Source organism: Burkholderia sp. MSMB1835 (assembly GCF_001526365.1).
Classification (GTDB): domain Bacteria; phylum Pseudomonadota; class Gammaproteobacteria; order Burkholderiales; family Burkholderiaceae; genus Burkholderia.
In genome coordinates, this window is the sequence record NZ_LOYP01000034.1 from 75,393 (window position 1) to 95,255 (window position 19,863).

Consider the following 19,863-nt stretch of genomic DNA (forward strand, 5'->3'; position numbering starts at 1 on the left):
CCCTTTCGCCGCCAAGGCACCCCGTCATGAAACAGGACAGCCGTTTCCCGAACCTCTTCATCACCGATCACCCGCTGATCCAGCACAAGCTCACGCACATGCGCGACAAGGACACGTCCACGCGCACGTTCCGCGAACTGCTGCGCGAGATCACGCTGCTGATGGGCTACGAGATCACCCGCAACCTGCCGATCACGACCAAGCGGGTCGAAACCCCGCTGGTGGCGGTCGACGCGCCGGTGATCGCGGGCAAGAAGCTCGCGATCGTCCCCGTGCTGCGCGCGGGCATCGGGATGTCGGACGGCCTGCTCGACCTGGTGCCGTCCGCCCGCGTCGGCCACATCGGCGTGTACCGCGCCGACGACCACCGTCCGGTCGAATACCTGGTGCGCCTGCCGGACCTGGAAGACCGCATCTTCATTCTGTGCGACCCGATGGTCGCGACCGGCTATTCGGCCGTGCACGCGGTCGACGTGCTCAAGCGCCGCAATGTGCCGGCCGCGAACATCATGTTCGTCGCGCTCGTCGCCGCGCCCGAGGGCGTGCAGGTGTTCCAGGACGCGCACCCCGACGTGAAGCTGTTCGTCGCGTCGCTCGATTCGCACCTGAACGAGCACGCGTACATCGTGCCGGGCCTGGGCGACGCCGGCGACCGCCTGTTCGGCACCAAGAACTGACCGCAGCGAGCGGCCGCGACGGCCGCCCTGGTCGTTCGGCCATGCGCGGCGGCCCCGAACCGGCGGTCGCCGCGTGATAAAATCACGCTCCACTCGACACGCGCGGCCCCGCGGCTTCATGCCCGCCGACACGGCCGCCGATTCAACGACACACTGCAACAATCGCCCGCGCTGCGCGCCCGGGCACGGAGAAAGGTATGGCTGGTCATTCGAAATGGGCCAACATCAAGCATAAGAAAGCGGCGGCCGACGCGAAGCGCGGCAAGATCTGGACCCGCCTGATCAAGGAAATCCAGGTCGCGGCGCGCCTCGGCGGCGGCGACGTCAACTCGAACCCGCGCCTGCGTCTCGCGGTCGACAAGGCAGCCGACGCGAACATGCCGAAGGACAACGTCAAGCGCGCGATCGACCGCGGCGTCGGCGGCGCGGACGGCGCGAACTACGAAGAGATCCGTTACGAAGGCTACGGCATCGGCGGCGCGGCGATCATCGTCGACACGCTGACCGACAATCGCACCCGCACGGTCGCGGAAGTGCGCCACGCATTCTCGAAGTTCGGCGGCAACATGGGCACCGACGGCTCGGTCGCGTTCATGTTCGATCACGTCGGCCAGTTCCTGTTCGCACCCGGCACCTCGGAAGACGCGTTGATGGAAGCGGCGCTCGAAGCCGGCGCGAACGACGTGAACACGAACGACGACGGCTCGATCGAAGTGCTGTGCGACTGGCAGGCGTTCTCGGCGGTGAAGGACGCGCTCGAAGCCGCGGGCTTCAAGGCCGAACTCGCCGAAGTGACGATGAAGCCGCAGAACGAAGTCGAGTTCACCGGCGACGACGCGGCGAAGATGCAGAAGCTCCTGGACGCGCTCGAGAACCTCGACGACGTGCAGGACGTGTATACGAACGCCGTCATCGTCGAGGAATGAAATGCCGGCCGCCGCACCTGTCGCGGCGGCGGCCCGACCGATTCCGCGGCCGGCGCGCCTGAGCGTGCCGGCCGCCCTGTTTTCTAGTCTGCGGGGAATCCCATGAAACTACTCGTCGTCGGTTCCGGCGGCCGCGAACATGCGCTGGCGTGGAAGCTCGCGCAGTCGCCGCGCGTCCAGATGGTCTACGTCGCGCCCGGCAATGGCGGCACGGCGCAGGACGAGCGTCTGAAGAACGTCGACATCACGTCGCTCGACGAACTCGCCGATTTCGCGGAACGCGAAGGCGTCGCGTTCACGCTCGTCGGGCCGGAAGCACCGCTCGCGGCCGGCATCGTCAACCTGTTCCGCGCACGCGGCCTGAAGGTCTTCGGCCCGACCCGCGAAGCCGCGCAGCTCGAAAGCTCGAAGGATTTCGCGAAGGCGTTCATGAAGCGCCACGGCATCCCGACCGCCGATTACGAAACCTTCGCCGACGCGGCCGCTGCCCACGCGTACATCGACGCGAAGGGTGCGCCGATCGTCGTGAAGGCCGACGGCCTCGCGGCCGGCAAGGGCGTCGTCGTCGCGATGACGCTCGACGAAGCGCATGCGGCCGTCGACATGATGCTGTCGGGCAACAAGCTGGGAGACGCCGGCGCACGCGTCGTGATCGAGGAATTCCTCGACGGCGAGGAAGCGAGCTTCATCGTGATGGTCGACGGCAAGCACGCGCTGGCGCTGGCATCCAGCCAGGACCACAAGCGCCTGCTCGACGAGGATCGCGGCCCGAACACCGGCGGCATGGGCGCGTATTCGCCCGCGCCGATCGTCACGCCGCAGATGCACGCACGCGTGATGCGCGAAATCATCATGCCGACCGTGCGCGGGATGGAGAAGGACGGCATTCGCTTCACGGGCTTCCTGTACGCCGGCCTGATGATCGACAAGGACGGCAATCCGCGCACCCTCGAGTTCAACTGCCGGATGGGCGACCCGGAAACGCAGCCGATCATGGCGCGCCTGAAGAGCGATTTCTCGAAGGTCGTCGAACAGGCGATCGCGGGCACGCTCGATACGGTCGAGCTCGACTGGGATCGCCGCACCGCGCTCGGCGTCGTGCTGGCCGCGCACGGCTACCCGGACGCGCCGCGCAAGGGCGACCGCATCAACGGGATCCCGGCCGAAACCGAACAGGCCGTGACGTTCCATGCAGGCACGACGCTCGCCGACGGCGACAAGCTCGTGACGTCCGGCGGCCGCGTGCTGTGCGTGGTCGGCCTCGCCGATTCGGTGCGCGAGGCGCAGCAGCATGCGTACGACACGATCAACCAGATCAATTTCGAAGGCATGCAGTACCGCCGCGACATCGGCTTTCGCGCGCTCAACCGCAAGAGCGCGTGACGTCGCCATCGCCGCCCCGCGCCCGCGCGGCGGCGGCCCGTCTGCCGGGGTTCGATAGAATGCCCGGCAGACGCTTTTTTTACGGCCCTCGCTCAGCGCGGGGGCAGCCAGTCCAGACATGACCGATTCGACCTACGACGTGGCGCGTGTGCGCACGTACCTCCAGGGCCTGCAGACACGTATCGCCGACGCGCTCGGCGCGCTCGACGGCACGCCGCTCGCGACCGACACGTGGCAGCGCGGGCCGGCCGAACGCCTGCGCGGCGGCGGTTGCACGCGGATTCTCGAAGGCGGCCGCGTGTTCGAACGCGCGGGAATCGGCTTTTCCGACGTCGCGGGCGACGCGCTGCCGCCGTCGGCGAGCGCGGCGCGCCCGCAGCTCGCGGGCCGCGGCTTCGAGGCGCTCGGCGTGTCGCTCGTACTGCACCCGCGCAATCCGTACTGCCCGACCGTGCACATGAACGTGCGGATGCTGATCGCGACGAAACCGGGCGAGGCGCCCGTGTTCTGGTTCGGCGGCGGCATGGATCTGACACCGGTTTACGGTTTCGAGGACGACGCGCGGCATTTCCACCAGACCTGCAAGGACGCGCTCGACCCGTTCGGCGTCGAGCTCTACCCGCGCTTCAAGCAATGGTGCGACGAATATTTCTTCCTGAAGCACCGCAACGAGATGCGCGGCATCGGCGGGATCTTCTTCGACGATTTCTCGGAACCCGGTTTCGAACGCTCGTTTGACATGATGCAAAGCGTCGGCGATGCGTTCCTGCACGCTTATCTGCCGATCGTCGAGCGCCGCGCCGGGCTGCCGTACGGCGAGCGCGAGCGCGACTTCCAGGCCTACCGCCGCGGCCGCTACGTCGAATTCAACCTCGTGTTCGACCGCGGCACGCTGTTCGGCCTGCAAAGCGGCGGCCGGACCGAGTCGATCCTGATGTCGATGCCGCCGGTCGCGAACTGGCGCTACAACTGGCAGCCCGAGCCGGGTTCGCCCGAAGCGCGCCTGACTAGCGACTTCCTCGTGCCGCGCGACTGGGTGTGAGCCCGCGCGCCCCGCTGCCCCAACGAAAGGACGCGTTTCTGGACACCATCGCCCGCCCCGCCCCGCTGCCGCGCCGTATCGGCTTGCTGGGCGGTACTTTCGACCCGATCCACGACGGCCATCTCGCGCTCGCGCGCCGGTTCGCCGGGCTGCTCGACCTGACCGAACTCGTGTTGCTGCCCGCCGGGCAGCCATACCAGAAGCGCGACGTGTCGGCCGCCGAGCACCGGCTCGCGATGACGCGCGCGGCCGCCGGCACGCTGTCGATGCCGGGCGTGACCGTGACCGTCGCCACCGACGAGATCGAGCATGCCGGCCCGACCTACACGGTCGAGACGCTCGCGCGCTGGCGCGAGCGGATCGGCCCGGATGCGTCGCTGTCGCTGCTGATCGGCGCCGACCAGCTCGTGCGCCTCGATACGTGGCGCGACTGGCGCACGCTGTTCGACTACGCGCACATCGGCGTGTCGACGCGCCCGGGCTTCGAACTCGACGCGGCGCCGCCGGACGTCGCGCGCGAAATCGCCGCGCGGCAGGCCGGCGCCGACGTGCTCAAGGCCACGCCGGCGGGCCGCCTGCTGATCGATACGACCCTTTCGTTCGACATCGCCGCGACCGACATCCGCGCGCACCTGCGCGAATGCATCGCACGCCATGCGCAAATGCCCGATGCGTCGGCCGAACATGTGCCGGCCGCCGTATGGGCCTATATTCTTCAACATCGCCTCTACCATTCCTGAATCCATGGATATTCGCAAACTGCAGCGCGTGATCGTCGACGCCCTCGAAGACGTCAAGGCGCAAGACATCAAGGTGTTCAACACCAGCCACCTGACCGAATTGTTCGACCGCGTGGTCGTCGCCTCGGGCACCTCCAACCGCCAGACCAAGGCCCTCGCGTCGAACGTGCGCGACAAGGTCAAGGAAGCCGGCGGCGACGTCGTCAGCTCCGAAGGCGAGGACACCGGCGAATGGGTGCTGGTCGACTGCGGCGACGCGGTCGTACACATCCTGCAACCGGCGCTGCGCCAGTACTACAACCTCGAGGAAATCTGGGGCGACAAGCCCGTGCGGATGAAGCTCGGCGGCGGCAAGGCCAACGGCTTCGCCACGGCGAGCGAAGACGACGAAGAAGAGGAAGAAGCGCCCGCACGCCCGGCACGCAAGACGGCCGCCCGGCGCCGCTAAGCCGTCACGCGTCTCCCGATGAAGCTTTTCATCCTCGCGGTCGGCCACAAGATGCCGGGCTGGATCGCATCCGGCTTCGACGAATACACGAAGCGGATGCCGCCCGAACTGCGCATCGAGTTGCGCGAAATCAAGCCTGAACTGCGTTCGGGCGGCCGCAGCGCCGAAAGCGTGATGGCGGCCGAGCGGCAGAAGATCGAGGCCGCGCTGCCGAAGGGCGCACGCATCGTCGCGCTCGACGAGCGCGGCCGCGACTGGACCACGATGCAGCTCGCGCAGGCGCTGCCCGGCTGGCAGCAGGACGGCCGCGACGTCGCGTTCGTGATCGGCGGCGCCGACGGGCTCGATCCGGACCTGAAAGCGCGCGCCGACGTGCTGCTGCGCATCTCGAGCATGACGCTGCCGCACGGCATGGTGCGCGTGCTGCTCGCCGAACAGCTTTACCGGGCGTGGAGCATCACGCAGAATCACCCCTACCACCGCGCATGACGCGTCGTCCTCGAGACGCGCGCCGCGCGCGCTCAACGAGATAACGACACCATGCCGTCCAGCACGTCCCCCGCGCTTTTCCCGATCCTTTACCTCGCTTCGCAAAGCCCGCGCCGCCAGGAGCTGCTGCAGCAGATCGGCGTGCGCTTCGAGCTGCTGCTGCCGCGCCCCGACGAGGACGCCGAGGCGCTCGAGGCCGAACTGCCCGGCGAAGCCGCCGACGCGTACGTGCGGCGCGTGACCGTCGCGAAGGCCGAGGCCGCGCGCTCGCGCCTCGTCGCGAGCGGCAAGCCGGCCGCGCCGGTGCTGGTGGCCGACACCACGGTGACGATCGACGGCGCGATCCTCGGCAAGCCGGCCGACGCCGACGATGCGCTCGCGATGCTCACCCGCCTCGCCGGCCGCGAGCACGCGGTGCTGACCGCCGTCGCCGTGATCGACGCCGGCGGCGCACTGCTGCCGCCCGCGCTGTCGCGCTCGTCGGTGCGCTTCGCGGCCGCGTCGCGCGATGCGTACGCGCGCTACGTCGAAACCGGCGAGCCGTTCGGCAAGGCCGGCGCGTACGCGATCCAGGGCCGCGCGGCCGAATTCATCGAGCGAATCGACGGATCCCATTCAGGTATCATGGGTCTGCCCCTTTTTGAGACTGCCGCGCTGCTGCGTACCGCACGCGTCGCCTTCTGAACCGCACCATGAACGAAGAAATCCTGATCAACCTCACGCCGCAGGAAACGCGCGTCGCACTCGTCCAGCAAGGCGCGGTGCAGGAGCTTCACGTCGAGCGCACGCTGTCGCGCGGGCGGGTCGGCAACATCTATCTCGGCAAGGTCGTGCGCGTGCTGCCCGGCATGCAGTCGGCGTTCATCGACATCGGCCTCGAGCGCGCGGCGTTCCTGCACGTCGCCGACATCTGGCATCCGCGCCTCGCCGGCGAGCCGCAGTCGGGCGCGCCGCACCAGCCGATCGAGAAGATCGTGTTCGAGGGGCAGACGCTGATGGTGCAGGTGATCAAGGATCCGATCGGCACCAAAGGCGCGCGGCTGTCGACGCAGGTCAGCATCGCGGGACGCACGCTCGTCTACCTGCCGCAGGAGCCGCATATCGGCATCTCGCAGAAGATCGAGAGCGAGGCCGAGCGCGAGGCCGTGCGCGCGCGCCTGACGGCCGTGATCCCGGCGGACGAGAAAGGCGGCTACATCGTGCGCACGATCGCCGAGGACGCCACCTCCGACGAGCTGGCCGGCGACGTCACCTACCTGCGCAAGACCTGGGCGACGATCGTCGCGCAAGCGCAGCGGCTGCCGGCGACGAGCCTGCTGTACCAGGACCTCGATCTCGCGCAGCGCGTGCTGCGCGATTTCGCGAACGACGACACGACGCGCATCCAGGTCGATTCGCGCGAGACGTACCAGCGCCTCGCGGAATTCGCGGGCGAGTTCACGCCGGCCGTGAGCCCGAAGCTGCATCACTACACGGGCGAGCGACCGCTGTTCGACCTGTACAACATCGAGACGGAGATCCAGCGCGCGCTGTCGCGCCGCGTCGACCTGAAGTCGGGCGGCTATCTGATGATCGACCAGACCGAGGCGATGACGACGATCGACGTGAACACCGGCGGCTACGTCGGCGCGCGCAATTTCGACGACACGATCTTCAAGACCAACCTCGAGGCCGCGCACACGATCGCGCGACAGTTGCGGCTGCGCAACCTCGGCGGGATCATCATCATCGACTTCATCGACATGGAGAACGCCGAGCATCGCGACGCGGTGCTGTCCGAGCTGAAGAAGGCGCTGTCGCGCGACCGCACGCGCGTGACGGTCAACGGCTTCTCGCAGCTCGGGCTCGTCGAGATGACACGCAAGCGTACGCGCGAGTCGCTCGCGCACGTGCTGTGCGAACCGTGCCCGACCTGCCAGGGCAAGGGCCAGGTGAAGACGTCGCGCACCGTGTGCTACGACATCCTGCGCGAGATCCTGCGCGAATCGCGGCAGTTCAACCCGCGCGAGTTTCGCGTGATCGCCGCGCAGCAGGTGATCGACCTGTTCCTCGACGAGGAGTCGCAGCATCTCGCGATGCTGATCGACTTCATCGGCAAGCCGGTGTCGCTTCAGGTCGAGTCGAACCTGAGCCAGGAGCAGTACGACATCGTGCTGATGTAACGTTGCGCCCATCCGCCGCCGGCAGCGCCGCGCGGCGCCCCGATGCGGCGGCCGGGCCGTTCGCGTATGCCGCGCCGGCACCGCCGCCGCCCTTTCATCGATCCTTTTCGCATTCACCCCCAGACCATGAGCCAACGCCACAACCGCCGCCAGCGCAAGAAACTCCACATCGGCGAATTCCAGGAACTCGCGTTCAACGCCACCGCGCATTACCGCAACGACATGACCGACCTCGAGCGCGGCCAGTTGATCGATGCGTTCATCGACTTCGTCGAAGCGAACGGGCTGCTGACCGTCGCGTCCGCGGACGAAGGCATCGGCGCATACGTGATCTCCGGCGCGCCGCGCGGCACGACGACCGACGCCGACCGCGAACTCGTGCGCGGATGGCTGGCCGCCCGTCCGGAGCTGACCGACGTCAAGGTCAGCGAATTCACCGACGCGTGGTATCCGGACGCCTGATTTCCCGGTTTCGCGCTGCGTCAAACGGCGCCCGAGCCTGCCCGCCGTCACGGCGAGCCAGGCCGGCGCCGCTTCTTCCGAACGATCGTGACGGCCGCTCGCGTCGCCGGGCCGATGTCGCCGTCCGCGTATGGCGGCTCAGGCCCGTTGAGCCAGGGCGCCGGCGGTGCCTGCACCACGTCGTCGCGGCCCGGGCGCCGCGGCCGGACCGCCCTCCCCCGCTCCCTTCCTTTCCCCCACGATCCGCTTGCAACCGGCCATCGAAATCGGACCTGAAAGCAAGACACGTTAAACTCTCACCTCGCGTGGTGCGCCGCCCGCACCCGCCATCCATCGCCAGCCGCGTGCCCTCGGGCCGCCCCCGACCCATGGAGTGAGTGTCAATGAGCGGCGGACTCCCGTTTCCCGCATCCCGCAAGTCGTTGCCGTCCTCGACGGTCTTCCTGATTCTCGCCGTCGCCGCGTTGCTGTCCGGCTGCGGGCTGCTGCCGGTCCAGAACCCGCCCGCGCCGATCAGCGAGGCGCTCGTCGAGCCCGTCGAGGAGACCGCCGGCGAGCCGCTGACGATGCCGCCCGTGCCCGCGCCGACGCAACCGGAGGAACCGGAAGCGCCGAAGAAGCCGCACCGCGAGGTGGCACGACCGAAGCCCGTGCAGCGCCCCGAATCGCCGACCCCGCCGCCGCCGCCGCCCGCGCCGCTCGTCGCGACGCGCGCGCTCGACCGCACCCAGATCCATGCGCTGCTCGACAGCGAGGTCGCGCGCCGCAACGGCAAGGTGGTCGGCCGCGCGGTCGACATGGTGGTCGACGCGAGCGGCAAGCCGCGCGAGATGATCGTCAACCTGCAGGGCTTCATGGGGATCGGCGACCGCAAGGTCATCTTCCCGTGGAACGTGTTCCGCTTCACGCCGGGCGGCAAACAGGAGCCGATCGTGCTCGACGTGCCGTCGGGCGACCTGCCGCCCGCCGCGCGGCCGAAGGCGGCGCCGCTGTCGGGGTCGGCCGCGGCGTCGCCGGCGACGCGGCTGCCGATGCTCGACAGCGACGTCGAGCGCCCGAACGGCACGAAGATCGGCCGCATCGTCGACGTGCTGATCGACCGCGGCGCCCAGCCGCAGGCCGTCGTGCTCGACCTCGGCGGGCTCGTCAATACCGACCGCCGTTCGATCGCCGCGAGCTGGGGCGCGCTGCGCTTCGTCACGCGCGACAAGGCGCTGCACCCGCAGCTCGACCTGGACGACGCCCAGATCAAGGCGTCGCCGCCGTACGCGGCCGACAAGCCGATCGTCGCCGTCTTCCCGCCTGTCGCCCCGGCCGCGCCGGCTTCGTCTGCGAGTGCCATCCGATGACGACCAAGCATTCCGTCAGCGTTCGCAGTCTGCGCTCCCTCGACTGGCTCAACTTTTTCGTTGCAAACGTTCAAACCGGGTTCGGTCCGTTCATCGCGTCCTATCTCGCGTCGCACAAGTGGACGCAGGGCGAGATCGGCATGGTGCTGTCGATCGGCACGATCAGCGCGATGGTCAGCCAGGTGCCGGGCGGCGCGGCCGTCGACGCGCTGAAGAACAAGAAAGGCGCGGCCGCGTGGGCGATCGCGGCCATCATCCTGTCCGCGGTCCTGCTCGCGTCGAGCCCGACGATCGTGCCGGTGATCGCCGCCGAGGTGTTCCACGGCTTCGCGAGCTGCATGCTGGTGCCGGCGATGGCCGCGATCTCGTTCTCGCTCGTCGGCCGCGCCGATCTCGGCGACCGGCTCGGCCGCAACGCGCGCTGGGCGTCGATCGGCAGTGCGGTCGCGGCGGGCCTGATGGGGCTGACCGGCGAATATTTCTCCGCGCGCGCGGTGTTCTGGCTGACCGCCGTACTGGCGCTGCCCGCGCTGTTCGCGCTCGCGATGATCCAGCCGACGCACGAGGTGATTCCGCAGTCGTCGAAGCACGACGACACCGACGAAGGCGAGGAACGCGAAACGCTGCTCGAGCTGCTGCGCGACCGCCGGATGCTGATCTTCGCGGCCTGCGTCGTGCTGTTCCACCTGTCGAACGCCGCGATGCTGAACCTCGCGGCCGGCGAAGTCACGGCCGGGATGGGCGAGAACGTGCAGCTCGTGATCGCCGCGTGCATCATCGTGCCGCAGGCGATCGTCGCGATGCTGTCGCCGTGGGTCGGCCGCTCCGCGCAGCGCTGGGGGCGCCGGCCGATCCTGCTGCTCGGCTTCTCCGCGCTGCCGGTGCGCGCGCTGCTGTTCGCCGGCGTCAGCAGCCCGTACCTGCTCGTGCCGGTGCAGATGCTCGACGGCATCAGCGCGGCCGTGTTCGGCGTGATGCTGCCGCTGATCGCGGCCGACGTCGCGGGCGGCAAGGGCCGCTACAACCTCTGTATCGGGCTGTTCGGGCTCGCGGCCGGGATTGGCGCCACGCTCAGCACGGCCGTGGCCGGCTACGTCGCCGATCACTTCGGCAACGCGGTCAGCTTCTTCGGGCTCGCGGCCGCCGGCGCGCTCGCGGTGCTGCTGGTCTGGCTCGTGATGCCCGAAACCCGCGTCGAGAACGGCGACGCGACGGCCGCCGAACCGGCGGCCGCCTCGCCCGAACAGGCGCATTGACGGCGGCGCGCCGCCGCTACCCGCTTCTTGGCCGACGCACGATGGATACGATCAGGACACTCAACGAAGCCCGCCAGCAGATCCAGCAGTCGATCTTCGATCTGTTCAAGGGGTTGTCATTCGGCGAGCGGCTCGCGCAAGGCGCGCTGATGGCGCTGCAGGCCGTCTGCGGCGCGTGCCTCGCGTATGCGATCGGCCGCGCGATGCATACCGAGCAGGCCGTGTGGGCGGCGATCACCGCGATCGCCGTCACGCAGCACAACTACTCGGACACGATGTCGCTGTCGCGCGACCAGTTCATCGGCGCGATGGTCGGCGGCATCCTCGGCTTCGCCGGTGCGGCGTTGGGCGGCGATCGCCTCGTCGCGTATGCGATCACGGTCGCGGTCGCGATCGTCTGCTGCTGGTGCCTGAACGTCGGCAGCGCCGCACGGCTCGGCGGCGTGACCGCGACGATCGTGCTGCTGTTCCCGGGCAACGGCCCGCTGTGGGACGTTCCGCTGATCCGGCTCGGCGAAGTGACGCTCGGCACGGTGTGCGCGCTGGGCGTGTGCTGGCTGATGTCGAGAATCGAGCGGCGCTGGTTCCGCCGGGCGGCGGCAAAGTGACGCTGGGAGCCGGCGGCCCGGCGCGCATCGCGGCATCGCGATCCATGCCGGGCCGCGGGCCGGATCAGTCGCCGATCCGCAGCACGATGCCGGACCCGATCTGCACCAGCAGGTGATCCCCGCCGACGCCGACCCATTGATAGCCGCGCGGTGGCGGGCTCAGATGATAGCCACGCCAGTCGTCGATCACGTATTGGCGATCGCGGAACTCGGGAGGAAGCCGATCGCCCTTGTGCCACTCGCGGCGCGGCTGGTCGGCCCAGCGCGGCGGTACGTCGTCGTCGCGATGCATCGCGTGGCCGGGCGGCACGTGTTTCGGGCCATGGCCGTGCTGCATCCCGTGGCCGCCGCGGTCATCGCGATTGTCGTGGTCCTGCGCCATTGCCGCGGTAGCCGCGCAGCCTGCGGCGATCAGTGCGGCCAGCATCATGCCGTGCATCCTCTTCATTGTCCTTCCCTCCGTGGTGTCACGTCGAACAAGAAACGACCGGGACTGCCCGACGAAGACTAGCACACGGCATCGCGGCCGCCTCACCGCGCGTTACGCCGCCTGCTGCTGATACTGGATCCGGTGCAGGTGCGCGTAGAGGCCGCCGTGGCGCAGCAGCTCGTCGTGGCTGCCCTCTTCGACGATCTTGCCGGCTTCGAGCACGAGGATGCGGTCCGCGCGCTCGATCGTCGACAGCCGGTGCGCGATCACCAGCGTCGTGCGGCCTTCCATCAGCCGCTCGAGCGCGGCCTGCACGTGGCGCTCCGACTCCGAATCGAGCGCCGACGTCGCTTCGTCGAGGATCAGGATCGGCGCGTCCTTGTAGATCGCACGCGCAATCGCGAGCCGCTGGCGCTGGCCGCCGGACAAGCGCATCCCGTTGCCGCCGACCAGCGTATCGAGCCCGTCGGGCATCGCGGCGACCGCATCGGCGAGGTTCGCGGCCTCGAGCGCGGCCTGGACGCGCGCGCGATCGGGGGTCTGCCCGTATGCGACGTTCGCGGCGATCGTGTCGTTGAACAGCACGACGTCCTGGCTGACCATCGCCATCTGGCTGCGCAGCGCGTGGAGGTCGTAGTCGGACACCGGCACGCCGTCGACCAGGATCGTGCCGTCCGTCGGGTCGAAGAAACGCGGCAGCAGGTTCACGAGCGTCGTCTTGCCGCTTCCGGACGGGCCGGCCAGCGCGATCATTTCACCCGGCGCGACCTTGAACGAGATGCGGTCGAGCGTCGGCCGTTCGGCCGCGCCGTAGTCGAACGACACCGCGCGGAACTCGATCTCGCCGCGCGCATGCGGCAGCGGCCGGCCGCCGCCCTGCGGCTCGGCCGGCTCGTCGATCAGCCCGAAGATCAGTTCGGCGGCCGTCATCCCGCGCTGCAGCGGCTGGTTGACGTCGATCAGGTGCTTGAGCGGCGAGATCACCAGCAGCATCGACGTGACGAACGCGACGAACCCGCCGACCGTCGTCTGGTCGTTCGACGACTGCACGACCGCGATCGTGATCACGACCGCGAGCGCGATCGACGCAAGGAACTGCGTGAGCGGCTGCGCGAGGCCGCCGGAGATCGTCATGCGCATCGCGTAGCCGCGCAGGCGCTTGCTCATCGTCGTGAAGCGGTCCATCTCGTACGCTTCGCCGTTGTGCACCTTGACGACCTTGTAGCCGCCGACCGTCTCCTCGACGATGTACGACAGCTCGTTGGTCAGCGTCTGGTGCTCGCGGTTCAGGCGGCGCAGCCGGCGGTTGATCTTGCTCACGAGCCAGCCGATGCCCGGCAGGATCACCGCGACGATCAGCGTGAGCCGCCAGTTCAGGTAGAACAGGTAGCCGAGCAGGAAGATCACCGTCAGCGAGTCGCGCACGAGCGTGACCATCACGCCCGTCAGCACCGACAGGATCTGGTTGACCTCGAACACGATCGCGTTGATCACCGTGCTCGCGGTTTCGCGCTGGAAGAACGACGCGCCGGTATGGATCATCCGCCGGAACATCTCGAGCCGAAGCTGCAGCAGGATGCGGTTCGATACGTAGTTGAGCAGGTAATTCGACGCGTACTGCGACACGCCGCGCACGAGCGCGAGGCCGATCACCGCGATCGGCACGTACCATTTCGCGCGGTCGCTGCCGTGCGAGCCGAAGCCGTGGTCGAGGAGCGGCTTGAGCAGCGCCGGGATACCGGCTTCGGTGGCCGCGACGACGCCCATCGTTACCACGGCGAGCACGACGATGCCGATGAGCGGCCGGATATACGGCCACAGGCGCTTGAGGACCGTCACCGGCGAAGTGCCGCTGCCGTCCATCGGTTTGCGAAGAGTGTTCTGGGTTTCCAAGGCAATCCTTCTTGAGCCGCGATGCGGCGCCCGGCGCGTGGCCGCCCGGGTGTGCGCCCTGGTCGGGCGACTGCCGAAAAGGGCTCAACATTATAGCTGCACCGCCCTCGCCGGCACGGTCGGCGCCGATGCTGCCCGCGGCCGCCCCGAAGGTATACTGCCGCTCACCGTTTTCTCCGCCTTTTCGACGATTTCATGGCTGAACCCTCCCTCGGCGTCGCCCTCATCGCCCTCAACGCATCCGCGCGGCTCGCGCAGTGTCTCGATGCGCTGTCGTTCGCCGACGATATCGTCGTCATCGACGGCGGCAGCACCGACGATACCGTCGCGATCGCGCAGGCGCACGGCGCGCGCGTGATCGTCGAGCGCGACTGGCCGGGTTTCGGGCCGCAGAAAAACCGCGCGCTCGACGCGCTCGGCACCGACTGGATCCTGTCGCTCGACACCGACGAAGTGGTCACGCCGGAACTCGCGCAATCGATCCGCGACGCGATCCGCGCGCCGGCCGCGCAGGTGTATGCGCTCGATCGGCTGTCGAGCTTCTGCGGCCAGTGGATCCATCACAGCGGCTGGTATCCAGACTGGGTGCCGCGGCTGTTCAGGCGCGGCGCCGCGCGGTTCTCGGACGATCTCGTGCACGAACGCCTGGTATTCGAGGCCGCCGCGCAGCGCCTGCCCGGCAAGCTGATGCACTACTCGTACGAGGATTTCGAAACGGTCGTGCGCAAGCTCGACGCGTATTCGACGGCCGGCGCGCGCCAGCGCCGCGCGGCCGGCCAGCGCGGCGGCTTCGGCAAGGCGCTCGGCCGCGGCGCCTGGGCGTTCGTGCGCACCTACGTGCTGCGGCGCGGGTTCCTCGACGGCCGCGCGGGCTTCATGATCGCCGTGTTCAACGCGGAAACCGTGTATTACCGCTTCCTGAAGCTCGGTCACGAACCGGCCCGCTAGGCACCCGCCGGCGCGCGGCCGGCCCGGCGTTACAATGCCGGGTTGCGCGCACCGCGCGTGCCCGCCCGAACGGCTGCGCCGCGCGCCGCCCGCCACGACGACCACCGAATCCGACCGCCATGTTCTCCATCATCATCCCGACCTGGAACAACCTGCCGTACCTCAAGCTCGTCGTCGACAGCCTGCGCCGGTATTCCGCGTACGACCACCAGATCGTCGTGCACGTAAACGACGGCTCGGACGGCACGCTCGACTGGGTGCGCAGCGAAGGGATCGAACACACCGCGTCGCCGACCAATATCGGCATCTGCCATGCGGTCAACCTGGCCGCCGCGCGCGCCGTGCGCGACTACGTCGTCTACATGAACGACGACATGTTCTGCTGCCCGGGCTGGGACACGGCGCTCGTGCGCCGCATCGAACGGATGCCGACCGACCTGTTCATGCTGTCCGGCACGATGATCGAGCCGGTCGACACGCGCAATCCGTGCGTAGTCGTCAGCGATTTCGGCCGCGACGCCGAGCAATTCGATGCGGCGGGCCTCGTCGCCGCGACGCCGAAGCTCGCGCGCGCGGACTGGCTCGGCTCGACCTGGCCGCCGACGCTCGTCCACCGCGACTGGTGGAACCGCATCGGCGGCTACAGCAGCGAGCTGTCGCCGGGCATGAGCAGCGACAACGACTTCTCGATGAAATTCTGGGACGCCGGCTGCCGGATCTTCATCGGCGTCGGCGACAGCCTCGTGTATCACTTCCAGCAGAAGAGCACCGGCAAGATCGTCAAGAACGACGGCCGCCGTCAGTTCCTGAACAAATGGGGCATGACCCAGGCGACGTTCGATCGCTACTACCTGCATCGCGGCGAGCCGGCAGGCACCCGGATCGCGCTCGATGCGCCGGCCGTGGAAGGCCGCCTCAAGCGCGCACTGCTGCGCTCGCGAATCAAGCGCGCGTTCAGCTGATCGAGCCCCGAAAACCGCACGGAAACCTGTCCTGCTTCGCGTATACTGCGCCGTTCGTCCCGGGTCTCTCGCCGGGGGCGCGACGCGGCGCGGTGCACGCCGTTCGCGCGCCGCATTCGTCCATACGCCAGGTTCCGATGCTTTCGTTTTCCACTCCCGCCACGCGGCGCCTGACCGCCGCCCGTGCATTCGCCGTCGCCGCGCTCTGCATGGTGCCCGTCTCGACCGCGCTGACCAACGTGTTCTGCGGGCTGTTCGCCGTCGCGCTCGTGATCTCCCCCGAATTCTGGCGCAACCTGCGCTCGCTCGTCGCCGACCCGGCTTCGCTGGCGGCGCTGCTGATCCTGGCCGCGCTGGCCGTGAGCGTCGCCTATACGGTCGCGCCGCACAACAAGGCGTGGAACTGGGTCGCGAAGTACGACAAGCTGCTGCTGCTGCCGTTCGCCGTGCTCGCGTTCCGTCATTCGAACTGGGCGCCGATCGTGCGGCGCTGCTGGTTCGCCACGCTGTGCGCGATCCTGCTGCTGTCGACGACCAACTACCTCGGGCTGACCGCGATCGGGCCGGCGCATGCGACCCAGTTGCCGCTGTCGCGCGCGTGGGTGTTCAAGAACCATATCGCCGCCGGCATGTTCGGGGCGTTGCTCTTTTACCAGGCAGCCGATCTCGCGCTGGCGGCCCGCACGATGCTGTCCCGCGCCGCGTATGCGGGCGTCGCCGCGTGGTCGCTCGTCAACGTGTTCGTGATGCTGCAAGGACGCACGGGGCAGGTCATCGCGCTGTTGCTGATCCTCGTCGTCGCCGTGCGTTTCGTGCTGCTGCTGCGCCGGCGGTCCGCGTTGCGCGCCGGGCTCGCCGCCGGCGTGCTCGTCCTCGCGGGCGCCGCACTCGTGGTCGCCGCCTGCACGGTTCACAACGGCCGGCTGACGAAGGTCGTGACGGAAGTGCAGCAATACCGGCAGAGCGATGCGGCCACGTCGACCGGGCTGCGCCTCGAGTGGTACAAGAAGGGGTTCGAGCTGTATCGCCAGCGCCCCGTGCTCGGCTACGGCGCGGGCGGCCTCGAATCCGAATTCGAGAAGCTCACGGCCGGCAAGACGGCGGCCGAAGGCCAGCTCACGTCGAACCCGCATAACGAATACCTGCTGATGGCCGTGCAACTCGGCTCGCTCGGCGTGCTGCTGTTCGTCAACCTGATCGTGCAGATCGCGCGCGGCAGCCGGGCGCTCGATCCGCGCTCGCGACACTTGCTGCTCGCATGGCTCGCGATCTTCGCGATCGGCAGTCTCGCGAATTCGCTGCTGCTGGATTTCGCCGAAGGGCACCTGATCGTGCTGCTGGCCGGCATCCTGCTCGGCTGCGGCGAGCGCAGCGAAGCGCTACCGCGCGAAACGTCGGCAATCCGACGCAGCGTGTAACACCCGCCGGCCTACGTTCCGCTGCCCGCGCCGACCGGTTCGGCGGCAGCGGACCTCCGCAGCCGATACGGGCGAGCCGCGTGGTTCTCCGCGAAACAAAGCCCCCGGCCAACGAAGAAAAACGCGCGTTTGCCGGGCGTCAAGCGGGTCCGGCGCGGCCCAGCCGCGACGTGTCGACGATGACGTCGGCCGGGCCCGGCGGATTCAGCCCGAGCATCTCGGCAGCCGCGGCCTTCACGCGCTGCGCCCCAAGATGAACGAGGCAGTCGCTGCGGCTGTCGACATGACGCTCGCAGCCTTCGTGCCGGCACGGCACGCAATCCCCCTCCCCTTGCAGCAGCCACACGTTCCCGTGCCGGCCCGAGCCGCGCAGCGGCCACGGATTCTCGGTCGCGGGCCAGTGCTGCGGCCACGGCCCCCAGCGCACGGGGTCGGACGGCCCGAACAGTGCAATCGTGTCGGTGCCGGTCGCGGCCGCGACGTGCGTCGCGCCGGTGTCGGGCCCGATGAAGAGCCGCGCGCGCCGCACGAGCTCCGCGCTCTCGCCGAACGTCAGGCGCCCGACCAGGTTCAGCACGTCGCCGCCCGCCTCGGTCGCGACCTGCTCCGCATACTCGCGCTCGCGGTCGGCCGGGCCGCCCGACAGCGCGACCGCGAAGCCCTGCTCGCGCAGCCAGCCGATCATGTCGACCCAGCCGTCGAGCCGCCATTGCTTGTAACGGAACATCGGATACGGATGCAGCACGACCAGCGGCTTGCCGGCGCGGATCGCGGGCGACTCGGCGAGCCACGCGTCGAAACGCGCGCGTCGCGCGGGATCGTCGCCGATGCCGGGTGCGACGACCTCGGATACCGGCTCGATGCCGATCACCGGCGCGAGTGCGAGCGTACTGACGACCGTATGCGCGGATTCGTGGTGATTGATCGCGATCCCGTTCAGCATCATCCGCGCGAGCCACGTGACGCGGTTCGGGTCGACGAGACCGACCCGCTTGCGGCCGGCGAACCAGCTATAGAAACGCGGCCGGTCGGAACTCAGCGCCGCGCACGCGAGATCGTAGCGGCGCCACATCGACAGCGCGTCGCGCAACCGCTCGCGAAACCCCGCGCGCTGCGCGACCACGATCACGCGTCGCACGTCCGGATTGTGCTCGAGCACGCCCTCGGTGCCGCGAAACACCAGCATGTCGATCTGCGCGTCCGGCCAGCGAGCCTTCAGCGATCGGACGAGCGGCGTCGTCAGCAGCACGTCGCCGATACGGCGCGGCGCGGCAACGAGGATGGTTCGGGGCGGACGGGCGGAAGAAAACAGGGCCACGGCGATCGTCTGGCTGGCTGAACAAGGCTGGCAATGTACAGGATTTTGCCGCGGCCGGCGCGGCGTCGCGCACCGGCCGCGCCGGCTGCCGCGATGCGGCCCCGCCCGCGGGGGCGTCGCGCGGTACGCGGCCGCACGGCGCGCCCGGCACTACGAAGCGGTCGTCACGATCGCGGCCGCCGTGGCGGCGGCCGGCGGCTCACGCGTCGCATCGGCCGCAGCGTCGTCGCGATGGCCGGCCTGCGGCAGCAGGTGGCGCACCGCGCGCTCGACCGCATCGACGCCGATCGCTTCGACGGTCGGGCCCGCGCGCAGGATCACGTGCGGCACGCCAAGCGGATGCCAGCGCAGGTATTTCTCGGGACGGTCCTCGAACAGGGCGGCCACCGGTACGCCGAGCGCCGACGCCAGATGGACGGGTGCGCTGTCGGCCGAGACGATCATATCGAGCAGGCTCGCGGCCGCCACCAGTTCGGCGATCGACGCAGGCGCGACATGCCGTGCATTCACGTCGCGCCATACTTCGTCTTCGACAGCCCGGCCGATGGCCGGATCGCGAAACACGATCACGTCGGCGATCGGTGCGAGCCGCTCGCCGAGATCGCGCCAGCGGTCGGCCGGCCAGCGGCGCTCGACGGCCTTGTTCGACACGAACAGCCCGATGCGCGGTTTCGTCCGCGCGCCGAGCAGGCGATGCCACGCCTCCTGCAGCGTGGAATCGGGATGCACCGACAGCTCGAGACCGTCGAGATCGGCATCGCCGAGTTCGGGCACGAGCCGGAAGCCCGACAACGCTTCATGGCACATCGGCCGCTGCGCGACATGCTCGGGCTTGCGATCGTCGAATTCGGTCCTGGCATCGTGCCAGCGGCAATCCTTCGCGCGAAGCTGGCGCGCGAACTGCATGCTGCTGCGATGCATGCCGCCGTTCGGCACGATCACGAGGTCGAACCGCAAGCGGCGCAGACGGCGCACGAGCCGCAACCGGTCGAAGAATGCGCGCATCCGCCCCGGACGGTCGTTGCGCTCGCACTGACGGCTGTACACGTAGGTGTGGATCGCGTGCACGTTCGGGTTCCCGGCCAGCGCGGCCGCGTTGTAGCGGTTCGCGACCACATGCAGCTCCGCGCCCGGCCAGCGCGCCTTCAGCGCGCGGAGAAACGCCGTCGTGCACAGCATGTCGCCCAGAAAATCAATCCGGATCACGAGGATCCGCTGCGTCGGGTTCCCATTGGCCATGGTCATGTGGTGACAATCCGTTTTTATCGTCGAGACGGGCCGTTCCACGGCATCCCGTTCGGGGGCTACACCGCCGCGCGTTGCCGCACCCCGCATGGATCCGCCCCTGTTTA

The 19,863-nt window shown here is 69.0% G+C and carries 20 protein-coding genes; 16 read left to right on the forward strand and 4 right to left on the reverse strand.

The annotated features are described in order from the left end of the window. Positions 1 to 26: 26 nt before the first annotated feature. The 13 genes from upp to WS96_RS14820 all read left to right on the forward strand — a co-directional run bounded on the left by upp (position 27) and on the right by WS96_RS14820 (position 11,542). On the forward strand, positions 27 to 677 hold the full coding sequence (upp, locus tag WS96_RS14760) for a uracil phosphoribosyltransferase (protein WP_006481871.1): 651 nt from the start codon (positions 27 to 29) through the stop codon (positions 675 to 677). Positions 678 to 874: 197 nt separating this feature from the next. Then, positions 875 to 1,603, forward strand: coding sequence for a YebC/PmpR family DNA-binding transcriptional regulator (locus WS96_RS14765; protein WP_059583669.1), 729 nt, complete (start codon positions 875 to 877; stop codon positions 1,601 to 1,603). A 102-nt stretch (positions 1,604 to 1,705) separates the two neighbouring features. Beyond that, complete coding sequence (gene purD, locus WS96_RS14770) at positions 1,706 to 2,986, forward strand: phosphoribosylamine--glycine ligase (RefSeq protein ID WP_059833376.1); 1,281 nt, start codon at positions 1,706 to 1,708, stop codon at positions 2,984 to 2,986. A gap of 118 nt (positions 2,987 to 3,104) precedes the next feature. Next, positions 3,105 to 4,028, forward strand: a complete 924-nt coding sequence (hemF, locus tag WS96_RS14775; protein WP_059833378.1) for an oxygen-dependent coproporphyrinogen oxidase — start codon at positions 3,105 to 3,107, stop codon at positions 4,026 to 4,028. A 14-nt stretch (positions 4,029 to 4,042) separates the two neighbouring features. Then, the gene (locus WS96_RS14780) at positions 4,043 to 4,768 is read left to right on the forward strand and encodes a nicotinate-nucleotide adenylyltransferase (protein ID WP_179949007.1); all 726 of its coding nucleotides are present in this window, start codon (positions 4,043 to 4,045) and stop codon (positions 4,766 to 4,768) included. 4 nt (positions 4,769 to 4,772) lie between these two features. Next, positions 4,773 to 5,216, forward strand: coding sequence for a ribosome silencing factor (rsfS, locus tag WS96_RS14785; protein ID WP_059833380.1), 444 nt, complete (start codon positions 4,773 to 4,775; stop codon positions 5,214 to 5,216). Between the two features lie 18 nt (positions 5,217 to 5,234). Next, complete coding sequence (rlmH, locus tag WS96_RS14790) at positions 5,235 to 5,705, forward strand: 23S rRNA (pseudouridine(1915)-N(3))-methyltransferase RlmH (protein ID WP_034208007.1); 471 nt, start codon at positions 5,235 to 5,237, stop codon at positions 5,703 to 5,705. A gap of 51 nt (positions 5,706 to 5,756) precedes the next feature. Next, a complete protein-coding gene (locus WS96_RS14795; RefSeq protein ID WP_059833382.1) occupies positions 5,757 to 6,389 on the forward strand; it encodes a Maf family protein in 633 nt (210 codons plus the stop codon). An 8-nt stretch (positions 6,390 to 6,397) separates the two neighbouring features. Next, positions 6,398 to 7,867 (forward strand): ribonuclease G, encoded by a 1,470-nt coding sequence (gene rng / locus WS96_RS14800; protein ID WP_059833384.1) that lies wholly within the window; start codon positions 6,398 to 6,400, stop codon positions 7,865 to 7,867. A 126-nt stretch (positions 7,868 to 7,993) separates the two neighbouring features. After that, complete coding sequence (locus WS96_RS14805; protein WP_034208010.1) at positions 7,994 to 8,329, forward strand: YggL family protein; 336 nt, start codon at positions 7,994 to 7,996, stop codon at positions 8,327 to 8,329. Positions 8,330 to 8,712: 383 nt separating this feature from the next. Beyond that, positions 8,713 to 9,678, forward strand: a complete 966-nt coding sequence (locus tag WS96_RS14810; RefSeq protein WP_059833386.1) for a PRC-barrel domain-containing protein — start codon at positions 8,713 to 8,715, stop codon at positions 9,676 to 9,678. Next, a complete protein-coding gene (locus WS96_RS14815) occupies positions 9,675 to 10,934 on the forward strand; it encodes an MFS transporter (RefSeq protein ID WP_059833388.1) in 1,260 nt (419 codons plus the stop codon). The genes WS96_RS14810 and WS96_RS14815 overlap by 4 nt, the downstream gene beginning before the upstream one ends. Positions 10,935 to 10,975: 41 nt before the next feature. Beyond that, the gene (locus tag WS96_RS14820; protein WP_034208013.1) at positions 10,976 to 11,542 is read left to right on the forward strand and encodes an FUSC family protein; all 567 of its coding nucleotides are present in this window, start codon (positions 10,976 to 10,978) and stop codon (positions 11,540 to 11,542) included. Between the two features lie 64 nt (positions 11,543 to 11,606). Here the strand turns inward: WS96_RS14820 and WS96_RS14825 are convergent, their stop codons facing one another. Both WS96_RS14825 and msbA read right to left on the reverse strand, forming a co-directional pair. Next, a complete protein-coding gene (locus tag WS96_RS14825; RefSeq protein ID WP_034208014.1) occupies positions 11,607 to 11,990 on the reverse strand; it encodes an RcnB family protein in 384 nt (127 codons plus the stop codon). Between the two features lie 93 nt (positions 11,991 to 12,083). Then, complete coding sequence (gene msbA / locus WS96_RS14830; RefSeq protein ID WP_059833390.1) at positions 12,084 to 13,835, reverse strand: lipid A export permease/ATP-binding protein MsbA; 1,752 nt, start codon at positions 13,833 to 13,835, stop codon at positions 12,084 to 12,086. 225 nt (positions 13,836 to 14,060) lie between these two features. On the opposite strand from msbA, the gene WS96_RS14835 reads away from it, so the two are divergent. The 3 genes from WS96_RS14835 to WS96_RS14845 all read left to right on the forward strand — a co-directional run bounded on the left by WS96_RS14835 (position 14,061) and on the right by WS96_RS14845 (position 17,193). Continuing rightward, positions 14,061 to 14,813, forward strand: coding sequence for a glycosyltransferase family 2 protein (locus WS96_RS14835; RefSeq protein WP_059833392.1), 753 nt, complete (start codon positions 14,061 to 14,063; stop codon positions 14,811 to 14,813). A gap of 119 nt (positions 14,814 to 14,932) precedes the next feature. After that, positions 14,933 to 15,775 carry a glycosyltransferase family 2 protein gene (locus WS96_RS14840; RefSeq protein WP_059833394.1) on the forward strand — a complete coding sequence of 281 codons (843 nt, stop codon included), beginning with the start codon at positions 14,933 to 14,935 and terminating at the stop codon, positions 15,773 to 15,775. A 137-nt stretch (positions 15,776 to 15,912) separates the two neighbouring features. Continuing rightward, positions 15,913 to 17,193 carry an O-antigen ligase family protein gene (locus WS96_RS14845; RefSeq protein WP_059833396.1) on the forward strand — a complete coding sequence of 427 codons (1,281 nt, stop codon included), beginning with the start codon at positions 15,913 to 15,915 and terminating at the stop codon, positions 17,191 to 17,193. 139 nt (positions 17,194 to 17,332) lie between these two features. Here WS96_RS14845 and WS96_RS14850 read toward each other — a convergent pair whose 3' ends face one another. Both WS96_RS14850 and WS96_RS14855 read right to left on the reverse strand, forming a co-directional pair. Continuing rightward, complete coding sequence (locus tag WS96_RS14850; protein ID WP_059833397.1) at positions 17,333 to 18,511, reverse strand: glycosyltransferase family 9 protein; 1,179 nt, start codon at positions 18,509 to 18,511, stop codon at positions 17,333 to 17,335. A 150-nt stretch (positions 18,512 to 18,661) separates the two neighbouring features. Then, entirely contained in the window at positions 18,662 to 19,750 is a 1,089-nt protein-coding gene (locus WS96_RS14855) for a glycosyltransferase family 9 protein (RefSeq protein ID WP_059833399.1), read from the reverse strand. Positions 19,751 to 19,863 lie beyond the last annotated feature (113 nt).

Coding starts and splice junctions, on each gene's coding strand:
- upp (WP_006481871.1), top strand. CDS start 27: ATGAAACAGGACAGCCGTTTCCCGAACCTCTTCATCACCGATCACCCG.
- WS96_RS14765 (WP_059583669.1), top strand. CDS start 875: ATGGCTGGTCATTCGAAATGGGCCAACATCAAGCATAAGAAAGCGGCG.
- purD (WP_059833376.1), top strand. CDS start 1,706: ATGAAACTACTCGTCGTCGGTTCCGGCGGCCGCGAACATGCGCTGGCG.
- hemF (WP_059833378.1), top strand. CDS start 3,105: ATGACCGATTCGACCTACGACGTGGCGCGTGTGCGCACGTACCTCCAG.
- rsfS (WP_059833380.1), top strand. CDS start 4,773: ATGGATATTCGCAAACTGCAGCGCGTGATCGTCGACGCCCTCGAAGAC.
- rlmH (WP_034208007.1), top strand. CDS start 5,235: ATGAAGCTTTTCATCCTCGCGGTCGGCCACAAGATGCCGGGCTGGATC.
- WS96_RS14795 (WP_059833382.1), top strand. CDS start 5,757: ATGCCGTCCAGCACGTCCCCCGCGCTTTTCCCGATCCTTTACCTCGCT.
- rng (WP_059833384.1), top strand. CDS start 6,398: ATGAACGAAGAAATCCTGATCAACCTCACGCCGCAGGAAACGCGCGTC.
- WS96_RS14805 (WP_034208010.1), top strand. CDS start 7,994: ATGAGCCAACGCCACAACCGCCGCCAGCGCAAGAAACTCCACATCGGC.
- WS96_RS14810 (WP_059833386.1), top strand. CDS start 8,713: ATGAGCGGCGGACTCCCGTTTCCCGCATCCCGCAAGTCGTTGCCGTCC.
- WS96_RS14815 (WP_059833388.1), top strand. CDS start 9,675: ATGACGACCAAGCATTCCGTCAGCGTTCGCAGTCTGCGCTCCCTCGAC.
- WS96_RS14820 (WP_034208013.1), top strand. CDS start 10,976: ATGGATACGATCAGGACACTCAACGAAGCCCGCCAGCAGATCCAGCAG.
- WS96_RS14825 (WP_034208014.1), bottom strand. CDS start 11,990: ATGAAGAGGATGCACGGCATGATGCTGGCCGCACTGATCGCCGCAGGC.
- msbA (WP_059833390.1), bottom strand. CDS start 13,835: ATGGACGGCAGCGGCACTTCGCCGGTGACGGTCCTCAAGCGCCTGTGG.
- WS96_RS14835 (WP_059833392.1), top strand. CDS start 14,061: ATGGCTGAACCCTCCCTCGGCGTCGCCCTCATCGCCCTCAACGCATCC.
- WS96_RS14840 (WP_059833394.1), top strand. CDS start 14,933: ATGTTCTCCATCATCATCCCGACCTGGAACAACCTGCCGTACCTCAAG.
- WS96_RS14845 (WP_059833396.1), top strand. CDS start 15,913: ATGCTTTCGTTTTCCACTCCCGCCACGCGGCGCCTGACCGCCGCCCGT.
- WS96_RS14855 (WP_059833399.1), bottom strand. CDS start 19,750: ATGGCCAATGGGAACCCGACGCAGCGGATCCTCGTGATCCGGATTGAT.